This window comes from Flavobacterium covae, from assembly GCF_001534645.1.
Taxonomy (GTDB): domain Bacteria; phylum Bacteroidota; class Bacteroidia; order Flavobacteriales; family Flavobacteriaceae; genus Flavobacterium; species Flavobacterium covae.
This window is the reverse complement of the sequence record NZ_CP013992.1, coordinates 634,945-649,805: the sequence shown is the minus strand read 5'-3', so window position 1 is coordinate 649,805 and position 14,861 is coordinate 634,945. Positions and strand designations below refer to the sequence as shown.

Below are 14,861 nucleotides of genomic sequence, written 5' to 3'. Positions count from 1 at the left end.
AATTTTTTTTATGTTTGTTATTGTAAGGGATTTTATTTAATTAAATTTAAATTTTTAAATACCATCATTTCGCCAAAAAGGTAAACTTTTCTAATATTAGAAACTCTAATTCTTTGGGTAATTAAAACTTCGGGTTTACACTGCTTAATTTTTTTAAATAGGCTTAAGTAATATTTATAAGCCATATAAACGGCTATTTTAGAAGAAATAGGCAATCGTTTTATTCCTATTAAAGCATTTTGAAAATCATTTTCAATGTCATTTTCTATATTTATTTTTTCATACGTAGAAAAACATTTAAAATTAACCTGAGGAAAATAAGTTCGCCCTAAATCGTTAAAATCAGCACTAATATCTCTTAAAAAATTAATTTTTTGAAAAGCAGCTCCTAAACTTTGTGCATAAGGTTTTAATTGTTCATATTCCAGAACATTTCCATTTAAAAACACTTTTAAACACATTAATCCTACTACTTCTGCACTTCCGTAAATATATTCGTTGTATTTTTGATCGTTTAGATTTTGTATTTCTCCTAAATCCATTTTCATAGAATGCAAGAAAGAATCTACTAAATGTTGTGGAATATTCTTTTCGCGCTGGGTTTTACAAAACGAATTAATAATAGGATTAAGCGAAATACCATTTTCAATAGAGGCTCGGTATTCGTTTTCAAAAAGCATCATTAATTTAGCTTTATCGTATTGATGAAAGGTATCTACAATTTCATCAGCAAAACGAACAAATCCGTAAATGTTATAAATATGCTGTCTTATTTCAGGTTTAAACAATTTAGATGCCCATGAAAAAGAAGTGCTATATTTTTGGGTTACCATTTTTGAAGTAAGCCCTGAAATATGATCAAAAAGTTGCTCGTTATTCATAGTCTAAAGTTTAGAAGTTTATAATTGTTTTTTTAGAATATAATCAGTTACTACTTTACCCGAAATTAAGGCGGGAGGTACTCCTGGTCCTGGAACGGTAAGTTGGCCTGTATAAAAAAAATTTTTGAGTTTTTTATTATTTATACGGGGGCGTAAAACAGAGGTTTGTAGTAGCGTATTAGCCAGTCCATAGGCATTGCCTTTACAAGAATGATAGCGTTGTTTAAAATCATTTACTCCAAAAGATTTTTTAAAGATTATCGCTTCCTTTAAATCTTCTCCGGTGCATTTTTTGATTCTTTCTAAAATGATATCAAAATATTTTTCATGTATGGTTGGGTTATCATTTAGATCCACTGCTACGGGTATTAAGAAAAACCCAATTTCTTTTCCTTCTGGAGCCAAGGCATCATCTGTTATACTTGAAAAATTAGCATAGAATAAAGGTTTTTTAGGGTATTCAAAAGTATCGTAAATTTCTGTTGCATGTTGTTCAAAATCGGTATCAAAAAATAAATTATGGTGTAACAAATGTTTTACTTTTTTATTAAATGCCACATAGTACAAAAAAGAACTTGGGGCAAATGTTTTATTTGACCAATAATTAGGGGGGTAATTTCTATTTCTATTTAATAAATTTTCGGTATGAGCATAATCTGCACCTGAAATAAATACATCTGCTTCAAACTCTTTATTTGTGGTACCTATTTTAGTTATTTTATGTTTTATATTTTCAATAGATAGAACTTCTTCATTTATATGAAAAACAACACCCAGTTCTTTAGCTAACTGTACTATACCTAATGCTACAGCATTAAAACCTCCTTTAGGGTACCAGGTTCCTAAACCAAAATCGGCATAGTTCATAAAGTTATAAAAAGCAGGAGTCTTGCTAGGCTTAGCACCTAAAAATAAAACAGGAAATTCTAAAATACTGCGCAGCTTAGTATTTTTTATTCTACTTCGTACTTGCTTTGCTATGGTTGTGGTAAATAAATGTAATCTTTTAGCTGTTTGTATTGAAATTAATTCCGTTATTGATCTTCCTGGATTGTATACTAGGTCGTGAATAGCTATTTGATAATTATGATGTGCTTCTTTTATAAATTGTTTTAATATTTTTCCACTTCCTTGCTCTATATTTTCAAATGTGTCTACAATTTTTTCAAGGTTATCATCAATATCTATAGAGTCATTTTCACCAAAAAACACTCGGTAAGCGGGGGTTAATTTTTCTAGCGAGTAATAATCTTCTACTTTTTTTCCAAAATCAGCAAAAAAACGTTCAAACACATCGGGCATCCAGTACCAACTGGGTCCCATATCAAATTTAAAACCGTCAATTTCCATCATGGAAGCTCTCCCTCCTAGCTGTTCATTTTTTTCAACAACTTGTACACTATAGCCCGCCTTTGCCATATAACAGGCTGCTGTTAACGATGAAAATCCTGAACCTATGATAACTGCTTTTTTCATTTTGAAAAATTTAATTAGTACAAATCTATACTATTTTATTGTAAATAGAAAAATATTTTACTAAATTTGAATTAACCTAATAAGTTATTAAACTAGAATACAGCTATTTACATAAAGATACAGTAATTTTTCTTATTTAAGAATATTTTTTTACACAATTAACAAGTAGTTATTATTTAGTTTTTTAATGATAAAAAAAACACTTTACTAATTCAAAAAAGGACATTTAGTATTAGTTTATCTCAAAGAAAACCAATAACTTTTAAAATGTTTACAGATGAAGATATTAATTACAGGGACTACAGGATATATAGCACAACGTTTAATTCCCTTGTTGCTAGAAGCAAATCATAGATTGGTATGCTGCATTCGCGATTTTAACCGAACTCCTTATATCTATGAAAACCATCCTAACATTACTTTTATAAAAATAGATTTTTTAAATATTGAAACAATTCAGTTACCACAGGATATTGATGTTGCTTACTATTTAATTCATTCTATGTCTGCCTCAGGAGGAGATTTTGAAAAAATGGAAAAAATTTGTGCTGAAAACTTTAAAATATTAATTGAAAAAACAAATTGTGTACAGGTCGTATATTTAAGTGGCATTGTAAACAATAATACTTTATCAAAACATTTACAATCTAGATTGTGTGTTGAAAAAACCTTACAATCAGAAAAATATGCTCTAACAACTTTTAGAGCAGGCATCATCGTCGGAAGTGGCAGTGCTTCTTTTGAAATTATACGTGATATTGTAGAGAAATTGCCTCTTATGATAACTCCTAAATGGCTCAATACAAAAACCCAATCTATAGCAATAAGAGATGTTTTAAGTTATCTCACCAAAACTATTTTAGTAAAAGCAACATATAATAAGTCATTTGATATTTTTGGTCCAGAAATACTTACTTACAAACAGATGTTGTTAAAATTTGGAGCTGTTAGAAACTTAAAACGATCTATTTTTACCCTACCCGTCTTGACCCCAAAGTTATCTTCTTATTGGCTGTATTTTGTTACTTCTATTTCATTTAATTTAGCTAAAGCTTTAGTTGATAGTTTAAAGGTTGAAGTCATAGGAAAACCAAGTACTATAAATGAGTTGTTAAACATTAGTCCTATTCCTTATGAAGAATCCGTTGCTTTAGCCTTTCAAAAAATAGAGCAAAATGCTGTTATTTCTAGTTGGAAAGATGCTATGAGTAGTGGTTTTTTTCAGAATCAATTACATGATTATATACAAGTTCCTTCCTATGGTTGTTTTAAAGATTTACGAGTAAGAAATATAATTGATGAAAAATTAACATTAGAAAAAATTTGGTCTATAGGAGGAAAAAACGGATGGTACGCTTTTAACTGGATGTGGGAATTAAGAGGTATTGTAGATAAATTTTTTGGAGGAGTAGGATTGCGTCGTGGCAGAACACATCAAAATGAAATTCAATCAGGTGATTCTCTGGATTTTTGGCGAGTTATTTTAGCTGATAAACAACAAAAACGTTTATTATTATTCGCAGAAATGAAATTACCTGGCGAAGCTTGGTTGGAATTTTCTATCAAGAAAAACAAATTGTATCAACGAGCTGTTTTTAGACCTAAAGGAGTTCTTGGTCGAATTTATTGGTATGCTGTCTCTCCGTTTCATGTTTTTGTATTTAATGGGATGATTGACCATTTAATTAAAAAAGACTAGGATGAATTTTTACCCCAGATTATACGTTGGCCTTTTTGATGAAAAAGAAAATAACAATACCTTTTTTTTTTGCACAAATGTAGATGAATCACATTGAAAACAAAAAAGAACTTCTTTTTTTAATTAAAAGTCATTTTTATGTGTCATAAATTACTAATGTGTAATCTAGTTTTAGTAATCGTTGTTTCGTTAAACTTTTGATTACAAAAGAATTATAAGTATTCATTTTATAAACATTAAAAAAATGAAAAATATAGTTGTTATAGGTTGTGGAAGTGGTATAGGACTTGCTACCTTAAAAGCATTACATAATACCAATCATGTCATAGGTATTTCAAAAACATATACTACAGAATTTGATTCTTTAGACATTCAGTTTTATAAAAAAAACATCATAACTGATCAATTAGATGATATTGTATTTCCGGAAATTATTGATGGAATTATTTATGCTCCAGGAAGCATTAATTTAAAACCTTTTCATCGTTTTATAGAAGAAGATTTTAGAGCAGATTTTGAAATAAATGTATTAGGTGCTGTTAAAATAATTCAACAATTATTACCTCGTTTAAAAAAATCCAATTCTGCCAGTATAGTCCTTTTTAGTAGTGTAGCAGCAAAAATAGGCATGCCTTTTCATGCTTCTATTGCAACTAGTAAAAGTGCAATTGAAGGATTGGTTCGGAGTTTAGCCGCTGAATTTGCTCAACATAATATCCGCATTAATGCAATAGCTCCATCATTAACTACAACAAAACTATCCGCTTCATTACTATCTACTCCTGAAAAAATAGAAGCCGCTGCAAAAAGACATCCATTACAGAACATTGGCGATCCTAATGATATTGCAAAAATGATCGTATTTTTGCTCTCCGATTTCTCCTCTTGGATAACAGGACAAATTATTAGCATAGACGGCGGAATGAGTAATATAAAACTGTAATTAACATGAATACTGATTTTTTCATACAACTATTACTACAGGTCAAAGAATTTGAACAAGAAATACCTATCAAAACAAATGTTAGTATTGATGACTTTAGGCTATGGATGAACGAAAAAGCTTATCAAAACACTAATCCTACAGCTTTGTTCAAAAAGAAAAAAAAGACGGTATTTGATATTGAAAACGAAATTGCTAAACAAGTCATTTTATTAGGTCGTTTTTCCAAACAAATGATTCGTAGAGGATTAAAAGATTTCCCTCAATTAGCAAACGAGGAATTTACTTATTTGTATCGCATCATAGATGAAGAATCCTTGACAAAAATGCAGTTAATTGAACGAAATGCCCACGAAAAACAAACTGGTATTGAAATAATAAAACGCCTCGTAAAAAATCTTTTATTAGAAGAATTTCCTGACGAAAAAGACAAACGTATTACACGATTACGAGTCACTCAAAAAGGAAAATCTTTTTTCAACGAATCCGTAGAAGATGTAACTCAAATAGCAAGAATACTTTCAGCAAAATTAGATGAGGAAGAAAAAAAGAATTTACTTTCATTACTCAAAAAACTAAATGAATTTCATTTTAATGTATATCATAACCATAAAGATTCTAGTATTGATCAAATTAATGAATTGATCTAAAATCTTGTTTTTGTTTCATTACTTATAAAAATCTAAAATAGTTTATGAAAAAAAATATTCTAATGACTAAGTTATTATTTATTTTCTTAGGAATAATCAGTTGTCAATCCGAGAAAACCTTTGAAAATAACACTACAACAGAAGAAATGTATTTTCCTCCTAACTCTTTAGGTACTTGGGAAACTAAAAACAAGAGTGATCTTAACTGGAATTCTGCTGCTTTTGAAACATTAAAAATATATTTAAAAGAAACGAATACTAAATCATTTATGATTTTAGTTAACGGTCGTATTGTGGTAGAAGAATATTTAAATGGTCATTCAGTATCTCAAATATGGCAATGGAATAGCGCAGGAAAAACCCTAATCTCTACTCTTACAGGAATTGCACAACAAGAAGGAATATTAAATATAAACGATAAAGTTTCTAAATACTTAGGAATAGGATGGACTATTACTCCTATTGAAAAAGAAAATTTAATTACGTGTAAACACCTCCTAACGATGACTTCAGGTATTGATGACGAACAAGGAGAAAAAACAAGTCCTTCTGATCTTATCTATAAATCAGATGCAGGTAATAGATGGGCTTATCATAACATTTTTCAAAAACAAATGGATGTGATAGCAAATGCTAGTAACTCTTCTTTTGAGGATTATTATAATTTGAAACTAAAAAATAAAATTGGAATGGATGGTTCTTGGTATTTGGGACCTATTTATAGAATTTATTATAGCACTACCCGAAGTATGGCTCGCTTTGGTCTATTAGCTCTCAATAAAGGGAAGTGGAATAATGAACAAATAATAAATGAAACCTTTTTTAATGAGAGTACTTCAAGTTCTCAAAATATAAATCAAGCTTATGGCTATTTTTGGTGGTTAAATGGTAAAACTTCTTTTATGCTACCTAACTCACAAAATGTATTTACTGGCACATTAATCCCAAATGCTCCTTCTGATATGTATGCTGCCATGGGAGCTTCTGATCAAAGAATATATGTAATTCCTAGCAAAAAGATGGTTATCATAAGAATGGGAGAACCTAGTAATCCTAAAAATCCTAATTTTGCTTTGTCTGATTTTGATAACACCCTATGGCAAAAGATAAATGCGTTAATCAATTAAGAAATAACGCATTTATTTTTTATGATTTAATCCACTCTAAAACAGCTGGATTATCTGGTGCTACATGAGGTCCTAAAACCTGATCTACATGACCGCTTTCATTAATTAAATATTTTTGAAAATTCCAATGGAGTACGTTATCTTTTAAACCGTTTTTATTTTTACTCATCAAAAATTGATACACAGGATGTCTATTACTTCCCTTTAAGCTAACTTTTCTCATTATCGGAAATGTTACACCATATTTTGTCTTACAAAAAGCATTGATTTCTTCATTTTCCAAAGGTTCAGAATCTCCAAAATCATTAGATGGGAACGCAACAATTTCTAATCCTCTTCTTTTGTATTTAGTATACATTTTTTGTAAGGACTCTAACTGATCCGTAAAACCGCAGTCAGTAGCAGTATTAACAACTATAACCTTTTTACCTCTTAATTTTGAAAAATCAAAAATTTTTCCATTTATATCTACAACTTGATATTGATAAATAGTCTGTCCTTCTAAATTTTTTTCAATAACAATTTCTTGTAAACTCTTAGCTTCTTTACTTGAATCATCATTTTTTAACGTCTCTTCTTGATTTTTACATGAAAATACAAGTATAGACATTAACAATAAAACTCCTCTTTTCATTTTGGTCTTATTTTAATTTGCTGTTTGTGGATATAGCGAATTTAAAAAAAAAGTTAAGACTATGCTTATCTTTTTAATAAAAACAAGTGTAAATAGTAAAAGATTATAATCATTCTATCTTTTTTGAATGAAAGATCCTTAGAATACGTAATAAATTTTATCTTCTTTTTGAAAAAAAACTAAGGTTTCAATATTTTTTACGATAGCATCTATATTATGATTTCACCCAATTAATCACTTCTTCAGCATTTGGTAAAGTTTGAGGGGCTACCACCTTAACTAGTTTTCCTTTTTCATCTATCAAATATTTCTGAAAATTCCATTTTACTTCACTATCTAACACCCCATTTTTCTTTTTTTCGGTTAAAAATGAATAAAGAGTGTGTATATCACTTCCTTTTACAGATATTTTTTCCATCATAGGAAAAGAAACTCCATAATTTTTCTTACAAAAAGTAGCAATCTGTTCATTACTACCTGGTTCTTGCGCTCCAAAATTATTAGCGGGAAACCCTACAATAACAAAATTATGTTCTTTAAAAGTTTTGTATAATTCTTCTAATTGAACATACTGAGGTGTTAAACCACATTCTGATGCGGTATTAACAATCATGATCTTTTTGCCTTTTAATTTAGCAAAATCAAACATTTCTCCGTTTATATCTTTTACTTTAAATTGATAAATGGTATTCTCAATTTCAGTATTTGATTTACTTTTTTGTGCCCATGTTATCGCACAAAAAAGCATACATAAAGTTGCAATAATTCTATTCATTTTTTTTAAATTTTAAAATTTTATAATATACTATTATTGAAAACAATAAAAATCCAGTCAGAATTTTAATATAAATTTCTACATTTTGACGCTCTCCAGTTGCATAGGAATGGAGTCCGCTTAAATGAAAATTAACCCCAAAATAGGTCATTAATACAGAAGCAAAAGCTAAAACGCTGAAAAAATTATAAACAAACTTTCCTCTTAAAGCAGGCACAAAACGCATGTGAATAACAAAGCCATAAACCATAATACTAATTAAGGCCCATGTTTCTTTGGGATCCCAGCCCCAATAACGTCCCCAACTCTCATTAGCCCACTGACCTCCTAAAAAGTTACCTATTGTTAACATAACTAGACCTATTGTTAATGCCATTTCATTGATATAAGTAATTTCTTTAATATTTAAATCCATTACTTTCTGATTCTTTTTATTAGTAAATAACATTAAGAACATAGCTACCAATCCTAAAATGGCACCTAAAGCAAAGGGACCATAGCTTCCTACAATTACTGCTACGTGAATCATTAACCAATACGAATTTAATACGGGTTGAAGATTTGCTATCTGAGGATCTAACCAGCTCTGATGTGCCACCCATAAAATCATAGAAGCCACAAAAGCTGTTGAAGCCACTGTTAAATTAGACTTTCTTCCAAAAAACAACCCAAATAACATAATAGACCATCCTACATAAATCATAGATTCATACGCGTTACTCCAAGGAGCATGTCCTGAAATATACCATCTAGCAACAAGACCTAAAGTGTGGATCAGAAAAAACACTCCTAAAAGTACATGAAAAATTTTAACAGAAAGACGAACCCATTTTGCCTTATTAAATATTTGCACAATAACAAAAACAAACATTAACAGTCCTGCTAACATATACCAAGAATACAATTTTTTAAACACATCATATTTATTATATAATATTTCTGCATCAATTTTTTTATCCGAAGGTCTTACAGCTGATCCGTATTTTTTTTGATACTTTTCTAATCCTATCACTAAACTATTGGCTAATTTATAGTCCTTAGAAGCTGTTGCTTTATCCAATGAATTCAAATAAAAAGGCAAAACATTTTTAATTGTGTCTAGTGAAGTTCCAGTAGAATGGCTAATTTCTAAAAAACTAACCCATTTATTATTTTTATCAGCTGGTACTGGAAATATCTTTAAAATTTGTCCTGAAATAGCCGAATATAATAAGTTTACTTTTTTATCTGCGTCTATAAAATCTTTTTCAAATTGATTAGGCACTATTGCTTTATAAGCTTTATCCAATTGTTGGGATAATTTATAATTCCCTCTTTCATCAAAAAAATCAATTAGTTTAGCATATTTAGCTTTCTTTTCAATACCTAATAGTTTATGAATACTATCATTATCTTTTTGCATAAAAATGATAGGAATTTCATACCAAACTTGTGGAAATTGTGTCATAGACAAAAAAACTTGGTCAGAGTTCATTTCTTTATAAGTATCTTTTTTACTGACTTTACGCAATAATTCGGATGAAAAAGTATTGATTGGCTTCATACGCCCTCCTTCGTCCTGAATTACTAAACGACCGAATTTGGCTGCTTGCTCTTCAGGTACTTTATAACGATTTAGTATTGAATCAATCTGTTGTTCTGTAGGAATTGCGTGTGCATGTTTTTTTTGGGCATTTAAAGAAAATGCAAAAAATAAAATAACAATAGTTAACATATTAGTTTTCTTATTACGTACTTTTTCTAATTTTCTTTTAAGATCATTAAAACGAGTATCTCCGAAAAACAATATCGCTATTAATCCTATATATAATAAAGTATAACCTAGATAAGTCATCCAAGTCCCCCAAAAATCATGATTTACAGATAATTTTGTTCCTTTTTCATCAGGATCAAATCCTGATTGAAAAAAACGGTATCCTCTATAATCTAAAATATGGTTCATATAAATACGTGCATCAAATGGTTTGTCGTCTAATATACTTACTTGACTCTCAAAAGCGGAATAGCTTTTTTCGGTACCTGGATATTTAGCGGCTATAAATTTGTTCAAACGAACTTTAAATGGTAATTCATAAATTTTACTACCATACTGAAAGGTATATTCTAAACCTCCTTGTTTAAAAGCAACTGGTTCACCAGGACTCCCTTTTTGACCTAATAGAATTATTCTTTTTTCTTTTCCTTCATTTGTTATTTTAAGTACCAAAGCGTCATTGCTTTCTTTATCTTTATAGTTTCCATTAGACTGATAATCTTTTACTCCTTTTATTGCTGTTTCAGGAAACACAAATTGCGCGCCTCCCACGTTATATAAAGAACGATACATTAATGTGGATTTATTGTTTTTTACAACAACTCCTTTTAACTGATCTGCCATTCTCATAAAATTACCATCAAAAGGTGATTCTATTGTAGATTCTTGACCATTAATTGTAATATTAACAGCTCCTTTTGTATATTGATTGAGTGAGAACAAAATATTATGTATACTGGCTACTTCTCCTTCTTTTAGATAATGTTCATGACGCTGTCCTCCTCCTGCTTCTACCATCTTAAGATACAATTTACCTTTTGGATCTTCTTTTACAATTTCTTTAGCTCCCATTATAAAATCTACTAGCTCTACTTTAAATGGAATTTCATCAAATTGTTCCTCATCCATAAAGTGATTATTAACAGTGGCTGACAATAATAGAGGTTTTTCAAAAATTCTTCTTTTAAATTCATTTTGGCGCATACCATCTACAAAATAAGTCAAATAAGTACGATCTGAATAAAATTGATTTTCAGTAGCACCTTCTCTAATGGGCATTATTCCTTCATAACTAATATAACGGGTAATAAAAGCACCTAATATTATGAATAAAAAAGAAAGATGAAGCATCAGGGTAGCCCATTTTTCTTTTTTATACAATTGATATCGTTTTATATTTCCTAAGAAATTAATAATAAAAAACACGATTATCACCTCAAACCACCAAGCATTGTAAATAATAATACGTGCGGTATCTGTATTATAGGCATCTTCTATAAAAGTTCCAGCCGCCATAGCCGCCGCGAAAACTAGAAATAAGAGAGCCATCAATCGGGTTGAAAACAGAAAGGAATAGATCTTTTTATCCATGATTGGGAAATTCAAATTTTTAAGCTGCACAAAAATACTTATTTTGTTTCTTTAATACTTTTATCTTGCTCTTTTTTAAGATTTTTTTATCAATAAAAAAACGAGACCCTACAAGTAAGATCTCGTTATACAAATGCTCTATAAAATATATTAAGATTTCTCAAATAATTTTTTAACCTCATCTAACGTCATTGCTTCCGAAATACCTGTGGTAGCTGTAGCTTTATTAGTAGTCATAAACTGTACTGTTGTTTTAGCTGTTGACTTTGTGTAATGTAACCAAATAAAATCGTTTGGTAGTTCTAATTTTATATCATACATTGGAGAAGCACTAAAACCGTCTATTATGATTTTAAAAAAGTTTTCATAATCATTCTCTAAATTTTTAAAAGAAAAATTACGTATAGGTGATTCTTCTGGATTTTCTATATCTTTATAAAAAAAGGTATAAATATTTCCTTCTTTATGCACATATATACTATTGTTCCCTACCCTTCCTAAACGCTCTAAAGGAGTCGTAGGGATTACTTTTATCTGACTAAAACCAGAATAAGAACAAATAAAGAATAGGGATAAGCTTAATAATTTTCTCATAAAATATTATTTTTAGAAATTGAATATCCGCAAAATAAAACTTTTTTCTTTTCGTTTGTCGATTTAATAAAAAATATATTCACTTTTTCATTATTTTTTCTTAGCCCCCAAGCATTCTAAGGTAAAATTTTGGACGAAATTTCTTTTTTAGTAATTTCGCTTCATGACAACAGTGGTAATTTTAGGCTCAGGAAATGTAGCCTCTCATCTTATAAATGCTTTTCTACTAACAGAAGAGATAAAAATAACACAAGTATATACACGAAACACTACAACTGAAATACCTAATTTTAAAAAAGAAAATATAGTTCATACTTTAGAAGAATTAAAAGAAGCAGATATATATATTCTATCAGTTAGTGACACCGCAGTACACTCTTTGGCAGAAAAAATACCTTTTCAAAACAAATTAATTGTACATACATCAGGAACTCTAAACATTCAAATACTTCCTAAAACCGCAAGAAAAGGTGTTTTTTATCCACTACAAACCTTTTCTAAAAACAAACCCCTTAACTTTCAAGAAATTCCTATTTGTATTGAAGCAGAATCTGATCAAGATTATTTTTTATTAGAAAAAATTTCACAATCCATTAGTAATCACACATTTAAAATTAACTCAGATCAGCGAAAATCATTACACGTATCAGCCGTTTTTGTTTGTAATTTTGTAAATCATTTATACCAAATTGGACATGAAATTTGTATGGAACATAAAGTCCCTTTTGAAATCCTTTATCCTCTCATAAAAGAAACAGCTAATAAAATAAAACAACTTAACCCAAAAGATGCACAAACTGGTCCAGCAAAGAGAAAAGACTCCATTACAATTAATGAACACCTTCATTTTTTACAAAATGATACTCATAAAGAAATTTATAAATTATTAACAAAATCGATTATAGACAATGTATAAAAGTTATAAAGAAATAATGAACGAAATCAATACATTTGTATTGGATATAGACGGTGTTTTAACCAATGGAACCGTACATATTACTCCTACAGGCGAAATGCTTCGAGAAATGAACATACGCGACGGTTTTGCCATGAAAGCAGCCATAGAAAGTGGCTATAATGTGTGTATTATTTCTGGAGGCAGTAATGAAGGCGTACGAATCCGATTACGAAACTTAGGCATAACAGATATTTACCTTGGATCAACTAACAAAGTAGAAACTTTTAAAGAATATTGCGACATTTATAATATCCAACCCCAAAACGTATTATATATGGGCGATGATATTCCTGATTATCATGTCATGCAATTAGTAGGTCTTCCTACTTGTCCTCAAGATGCAAGTCCTGAAATAAAAATGATTGCCAAATATATTTCACACATAAACGGAGGTAAAGGAGCCGTTAGAGATGTCATTGAACAAGTTATGAAAGTCCAAGAAAAATGGAATACTTATTTTGATGGAAAGTTTTTTTAAACATTCAAAATAAAATTAAAAAATATGAAATTCCTACACCTCATACGATACAAAAACTTACTCCTAATTGCACTAATGCAATTAGTATGTTATTTTGGTTTTTTAAAACTACAACCTACTCTTTTGGCTATTAACAATTGGCAATATATATTACTAATCGTTGCAACCCTTTTTATTGCAGCAGGTGGATACATTATAAATGCTATTTTTGATCAAGGTACTGACGCTATTAACAAACCCAACAAAAATCCTATAGGTAACACCATTAGTGAATCTAAAGCATATAATCTCTATACTGCTTTTACTCTCATAGGGGTTCTTACAGGCTATTATTTATCACACGTAATTAAGCATCCCAACTTTGTAATTGTTTTTATTTTATGTGCTTCTCTATTGTATTTATATGCTACCGATCTAAAACAAATAGTACTCATTAAGAATATTATTGTGTCTTTATTATTAGCCTTTAGCGTTATTATTATTGGATTATTCACCCTCTTCCCTGTACTTCCCATGGGAGATAAAGGACATTTACTCTTTTTATTCTCAGTATTAATTGATTTTTCCATAATAGCCTTTATGATTAATTTTTTACGAGAAATTATAAAAGATATTGAAGATATAAAAGGCGATTATAACGAAGATATACGTACACTACCCATTATCTTGGGAACTAACAGAACATTAAAACTTGTTTTTGGTCTTACTTTTATTCCCATCACCCTAATCTTATCTTATGTATATATCAACCTTTTTGAACTCCTATACGCCACTCTTTATATTCTTTTTTTTATCATAGGACCTCTTATTTATTTTGCTATAAAAGTATGGAATGCTCAATCTCAAAAAGACTATAAACATCTGAGTAATGTATTAAAACTAATCATATTATTAGGCAGTCTTTCTATAGGAATTATTGGTTTAAACATGAATTTTTATGCTACACACTAAATTTAAAAATCATCAAATAATACTAGCTTCTGGCTCACCCCGTCGTCAACAATTTTTCAAAGATTTAGACATTCATTTTACTATTAAATTAAAAGAAATTGAAGAAAAATACCCTGAAACATTAAGTTTTTTAGAAATTACTGATTACTTAGCAAAGTTAAAAGCCTCTGCTTTTAATGAAGAATTACAATCCAACGAATTACTTATTACAAGTGATACTTTAGTATGGCATAACAACAAAGCTTTAGGAAAACCCATAGACTATAACGACGCATTTAATATGCTTAAAAGCTTATCTAATGACACTCATGAAGTCATTACCTCTGTTTGTTTTAAAACCACAGAAAGAGAAGATCTTATTAACGAAATAACAAAAGTAACTTTTGGATTACTAACAGACGAAACTATACATTATTATTTAAAAAACTACAAACCTTTTGACAAAGCGGGAAGTTATGGTATTCAAGATTGGATAGGTTTAATTGGAATTTCAAAAATTGAAGGCTCTTATACCAACGTAGTAGGATTACCAACAGAAAAAGTTTACCAATATTTATTAAATTTTTAAACG

The 14,861-nt window shown here is 29.4% G+C and carries 14 protein-coding genes; 8 read left to right on the top strand and 6 right to left on the bottom strand.

Annotation, left to right across the window (positions count from 1 at the left end):
* Window positions 1-32 precede the first annotated feature (32 nt).
* Both AWN65_RS02755 and AWN65_RS02750 read right to left on the bottom strand, forming a co-directional pair.
* A complete protein-coding gene (locus AWN65_RS02755) occupies window positions 33-881 on the bottom strand; it encodes a phytoene/squalene synthase family protein (RefSeq protein WP_060381765.1) in 849 nt (282 codons plus the stop codon).
* Window positions 882-899: 18 nt separating this feature from the next.
* Window positions 900-2,357, bottom strand: a complete 1,458-nt coding sequence (locus AWN65_RS02750) for a phytoene desaturase family protein (RefSeq protein ID WP_060381764.1) — start codon at window positions 2,355-2,357, stop codon at window positions 900-902.
* A 277-nt stretch (window positions 2,358-2,634) separates the two neighbouring features.
* On the opposite strand from AWN65_RS02750, the gene AWN65_RS02745 reads away from it, so the two are divergent.
* From AWN65_RS02745 to AWN65_RS02730, 4 genes are all read left to right on the top strand, one after another.
* Window positions 2,635-4,056: an SDR family oxidoreductase gene (locus tag AWN65_RS02745; RefSeq protein ID WP_060381763.1), complete on the top strand. Its 1,422-nt coding sequence runs from the start codon at window positions 2,635-2,637 to the stop codon at window positions 4,054-4,056.
* 244 nt (window positions 4,057-4,300) lie between these two features.
* Window positions 4,301-4,999, top strand: coding sequence for an SDR family NAD(P)-dependent oxidoreductase (locus AWN65_RS02740; protein WP_060381762.1), 699 nt, complete (start codon window positions 4,301-4,303; stop codon window positions 4,997-4,999).
* A gap of 5 nt (window positions 5,000-5,004) precedes the next feature.
* Entirely contained in the window at window positions 5,005-5,649 is a 645-nt protein-coding gene (locus tag AWN65_RS02735; RefSeq protein WP_060381761.1) for a MarR family winged helix-turn-helix transcriptional regulator, read from the top strand.
* Window positions 5,650-5,711: 62 nt separating this feature from the next.
* Complete coding sequence (locus AWN65_RS02730) at window positions 5,712-6,776, top strand: serine hydrolase domain-containing protein (protein ID WP_235588339.1); 1,065 nt, start codon at window positions 5,712-5,714, stop codon at window positions 6,774-6,776.
* Window positions 6,777-6,795: 19 nt separating this feature from the next.
* Here the strand turns inward: AWN65_RS02730 and AWN65_RS02725 are convergent, their stop codons facing one another.
* The 4 genes from AWN65_RS02725 to AWN65_RS02710 all read right to left on the bottom strand — a co-directional run bounded on the left by AWN65_RS02725 (window position 6,796) and on the right by AWN65_RS02710 (window position 11,903).
* Window positions 6,796-7,410 (bottom strand): glutathione peroxidase, encoded by a 615-nt coding sequence (locus AWN65_RS02725; protein ID WP_060381759.1) that lies wholly within the window; start codon window positions 7,408-7,410, stop codon window positions 6,796-6,798.
* A gap of 214 nt (window positions 7,411-7,624) precedes the next feature.
* On the bottom strand, window positions 7,625-8,158 hold the full coding sequence (locus AWN65_RS02720) for a glutathione peroxidase (RefSeq protein WP_060383802.1): 534 nt from the start codon (window positions 8,156-8,158) through the stop codon (window positions 7,625-7,627).
* Window positions 8,159-8,177: 19 nt separating this feature from the next.
* Entirely contained in the window at window positions 8,178-11,309 is a 3,132-nt protein-coding gene (ccsA, locus tag AWN65_RS02715) for a cytochrome c biogenesis protein (protein ID WP_060381758.1), read from the bottom strand.
* A 150-nt stretch (window positions 11,310-11,459) separates the two neighbouring features.
* Entirely contained in the window at window positions 11,460-11,903 is a 444-nt protein-coding gene (locus tag AWN65_RS02710; protein ID WP_060381757.1) for a hypothetical protein, read from the bottom strand.
* A gap of 163 nt (window positions 11,904-12,066) precedes the next feature.
* Here AWN65_RS02710 and AWN65_RS02705 point away from each other — a divergent pair, with 163 nt between their 5' ends.
* Genes AWN65_RS02705 through AWN65_RS02690 form a run of 4 tightly spaced genes read left to right on the top strand, consistent with a single transcriptional unit; the run spans window position 12,067 to window position 14,858 of the window.
* Window positions 12,067-12,819 (top strand): Rossmann-like and DUF2520 domain-containing protein, encoded by a 753-nt coding sequence (locus AWN65_RS02705; protein WP_060381756.1) that lies wholly within the window; start codon window positions 12,067-12,069, stop codon window positions 12,817-12,819.
* Entirely contained in the window at window positions 12,812-13,339 is a 528-nt protein-coding gene (locus AWN65_RS02700; protein WP_060381755.1) for a KdsC family phosphatase, read from the top strand. Before AWN65_RS02705 ends, AWN65_RS02700 begins: the two co-directional genes overlap by 8 nt.
* 24 nt (window positions 13,340-13,363) lie before the next feature.
* Window positions 13,364-14,290 (top strand): geranylgeranylglycerol-phosphate geranylgeranyltransferase, encoded by a 927-nt coding sequence (locus AWN65_RS02695; protein WP_060381754.1) that lies wholly within the window; start codon window positions 13,364-13,366, stop codon window positions 14,288-14,290.
* The gene (locus AWN65_RS02690; protein WP_060381753.1) at window positions 14,277-14,858 is read left to right on the top strand and encodes a Maf-like protein; all 582 of its coding nucleotides are present in this window, start codon (window positions 14,277-14,279) and stop codon (window positions 14,856-14,858) included. Before AWN65_RS02695 ends, AWN65_RS02690 begins: the two co-directional genes overlap by 14 nt.
* The last annotated feature ends 3 nt before the right edge of the window (window positions 14,859-14,861 follow it).

Coding starts and splice junctions, on each gene's coding strand:
- AWN65_RS02750 (WP_060381764.1), bottom strand. CDS start 2,357: ATGAAAAAAGCAGTTATCATAGGTTCAGGATTTTCATCGTTAACAGCA.
- AWN65_RS02690 (WP_060381753.1), top strand. CDS start 14,277: ATGCTACACACTAAATTTAAAAATCATCAAATAATACTAGCTTCTGGC.
- AWN65_RS02740 (WP_060381762.1), top strand. CDS start 4,301: ATGAAAAATATAGTTGTTATAGGTTGTGGAAGTGGTATAGGACTTGCT.
- AWN65_RS02695 (WP_060381754.1), top strand. CDS start 13,364: ATGAAATTCCTACACCTCATACGATACAAAAACTTACTCCTAATTGCA.
- ccsA (WP_060381758.1), bottom strand. CDS start 11,309: ATGGATAAAAAGATCTATTCCTTTCTGTTTTCAACCCGATTGATGGCT.
- AWN65_RS02755 (WP_060381765.1), bottom strand. CDS start 881: ATGAATAACGAGCAACTTTTTGATCATATTTCAGGGCTTACTTCAAAA.
- AWN65_RS02705 (WP_060381756.1), top strand. CDS start 12,067: ATGACAACAGTGGTAATTTTAGGCTCAGGAAATGTAGCCTCTCATCTT.
- AWN65_RS02700 (WP_060381755.1), top strand. CDS start 12,812: ATGTATAAAAGTTATAAAGAAATAATGAACGAAATCAATACATTTGTA.
- AWN65_RS02735 (WP_060381761.1), top strand. CDS start 5,005: ATGAATACTGATTTTTTCATACAACTATTACTACAGGTCAAAGAATTT.
- AWN65_RS02725 (WP_060381759.1), bottom strand. CDS start 7,410: ATGAAAAGAGGAGTTTTATTGTTAATGTCTATACTTGTATTTTCATGT.
- AWN65_RS02745 (WP_060381763.1), top strand. CDS start 2,635: ATGAAGATATTAATTACAGGGACTACAGGATATATAGCACAACGTTTA.
- AWN65_RS02710 (WP_060381757.1), bottom strand. CDS start 11,903: ATGAGAAAATTATTAAGCTTATCCCTATTCTTTATTTGTTCTTATTCT.
- AWN65_RS02730 (WP_235588339.1), top strand. CDS start 5,712: ATGACTAAGTTATTATTTATTTTCTTAGGAATAATCAGTTGTCAATCC.
- AWN65_RS02720 (WP_060383802.1), bottom strand. CDS start 8,158: ATGCTTTTTTGTGCGATAACATGGGCACAAAAAAGTAAATCAAATACT.